Genomic DNA, 2,316 nt, shown 5'->3' on the forward strand with positions numbered 1-2,316 from the left:
GTACGAAGTTAATTTTACGCTTTTGCAAACTCGCAGACGCACCCTTGATAATCTTCCCCGGGTTTCGCCAGCGAAACCCGGGGAAGATATAGTAGTAAAGCTGAAACCGTGTTGTGCCGCTGGCGGCACAACAGGATTTCAGTTTTTATCTTTCGCGCGCCTGCACTTTTGCTATAAGCAAGTGGAAAATTACCGCGCGAGTTTGATTAACCTATATCAAAGCGCAAAGAATAACGCCAAGGTGGCCCATACAGCAACGATTGAAGGAACCCGGACTGTGAGTATATCTCACAACAATAACTGTAACTAGTAGCGGTTAAGAAAATCGTTCCGGATCGAAAGCTTTCAAGGAAATACTGGTGGGTGCTTCCTGCACCAATTCTTCTACCAGTTTGCCGGTGCCGGGGGCAAGGCTGAGGCCCATCATGGAGTGGCCGGTGGCAATGATCAGGTTTTTATACCGTGACGAGCGGCCTATATACGGAAGTCCGTCAGGGGAGCAAGGACGCAACCCTCGCCACACTATATTTTCCTTCGGCACTTCTACTTTCATCTCCGGGTAATACGCCGGTATAGTGTTGACAATTCCTTTTACACGATGCATGTTGATGGAGCGGTCTATACCGTTGATCTCCATCGTGCCTCCAAAGCGCAGCGATGTTCCCATGGGGGTAACGGCTACGCGTCCTTCCAGCAGGATAGAAGGAATGCGTATATTTTTTTGAACCGGGTCGAGCGTGAAGCTATAACCTTTGCCACCCTGCAGGGGTATATCTATACCCAGCTTTGAAGCGAACAGCCCAGACCACGCACCGGTGGCAAGTATATATTCATCAAAGCGCAATGACGCATGACCGGTACTGATGCCGTCAATTTGATTTCTGTTCACTGTAAAATCCGTGATAGCGGTATGCTTCCGGATGATCACACTTCGCTTTTGCAGATAGTCGACCAGGTTCTTCACCAGCTGATGCGGCACAAGGTGTGCATCGCCCGGGAAATATACTCCGCCACGAGCCGTTACTTTTACTTCGGGCTCCATCTTTTGTATCTCCTGCAAAGAGAGTATATGTGCTTCTATGCCGTGCCGGTTGGCGATGTGTGCTGTTTCTGCTTCTTCTTTCTCCGTCTCCTTTGTCTGGTAGAGCATCATGAGGCCACGCTCTTCATAACCGAAGTCGAACGGATTGTCGCGCACCATTTGCTGATACAGGGCTTTGCTCAGCAGGCTGATGTCTTTCAGTGCTGGTATAGCATGATCAACATGTTGTTGCGTGGCATGCTTGTAGAATTGCCATCCCCATTTTATGAGCGAGCCATTCAATCGCGGTTTTACATAGAATGGACTTTGTGCGTTGAACATCCACCGTATACCTTTTGAAATCATGCCCGGTGCAGCCAGCGGTATAATATGACTGGGTACTACCATGCCGGCATTTCCGCTGGAGCAGTTATCAATCAAATCTCCCTGATCAAATATAGTAACAGCGTGTCCCGCTTTCGACAGATAGTATGCTGCGTTAAGCCCTATAATTCCCCCGCCGATGATGGCAATGTTTTTCATATCTTTTTTAAGTGTTGGAGTGTTGGTGTGTTGAGGTGTTGGAGTTGGTTTGTGTGTACGTGTTTTTGTGTTTAGGTGTGTACGCCAGTCGTGCCTGGAGCATTAAACCCTGAACCTTAAACCTTAAACTTTAAACCTTAAACTTTAAACTTTCAGCCTAAAGCTTACCTATATCACCTGAAAACCGTGTACATACGGATCGTCATCGTCAAGGATGATGGTGTTGTAGCCGGTTACCATGGCCCAGCCTTCGATGCTGGGGATGATGGCGGGTTTGCCTTGCAGCGTGGTTTCTTCTTCGATGCGCCCGGTAAATTTGGAGCCGATAATGCTTTCGTGTATGAAGGCTTCACCTTTCTTCAGTTTTCCTTTGGTATACCATTGCGCGAGTCGCGCAGAAGTGCCGGTGCCGCAGGGAGAGCGGTCTATTGCTTTGTCGCCATAGAACACAGCATTGCGTGCTGTAGAAGTGGGATCGATCGTTTTGCCCGCCCAGAGTATATGGCTGCATCCGTTGATAGTGGGATCTTCCGGATGCACGAACGTATATTTCGCGTTGATGTTCTTGCGCAGCGCACGGCTCCAGCCGATCAGTTGGTCGGCAGTGAAATGTTCGAGCCCCGGAAAATTAGGTTGCACATCTACAATGGCATAATAGTTACCACCGTATGATACATCGAGTGTAAGCTCACCCAGATCAGGACACGCGGCTGTTATATTCTCTGCCGCCAGATATGCTTTGATGTTCCGGA

The 2,316-nt window shown here is 48.8% G+C and carries 2 protein-coding genes and 1 pseudogene; 1 reads left to right on the forward strand and 2 read right to left on the reverse strand.

Features of this window, described 5'->3' with window-relative positions; translation table 11 throughout:
• Nucleotides 1-310: hypothetical protein (locus V7Q33_RS16455; RefSeq protein ID WP_333820519.1), on the forward strand; the 310-nt coding region annotated here is incomplete at its 5' end.
• Nucleotides 311-316: 6 nt separating this feature from the next.
• Here V7Q33_RS16455 and V7Q33_RS16460 read toward each other — a convergent pair.
• Both V7Q33_RS16460 and V7Q33_RS16465 read right to left on the reverse strand, forming a co-directional pair.
• Nucleotides 317-1,591 (reverse strand): annotated as a pseudogene (locus V7Q33_RS16460) (NAD(P)/FAD-dependent oxidoreductase); the annotation flags it as partial.
• 141 nt (nucleotides 1,592-1,732) lie between these two features.
• Nucleotides 1,733-2,316, reverse strand: a 584-nt coding sequence (locus tag V7Q33_RS16465; protein ID WP_333820520.1) for a proline racemase family protein, incomplete at its 5' end; no start/stop codon positions are given.

The sequence above is a fragment of the Ohtaekwangia sp. genome, from assembly GCF_036786105.1.
Taxonomy (GTDB): domain Bacteria; phylum Bacteroidota; class Bacteroidia; order Cytophagales; family Cyclobacteriaceae; genus Ohtaekwangia.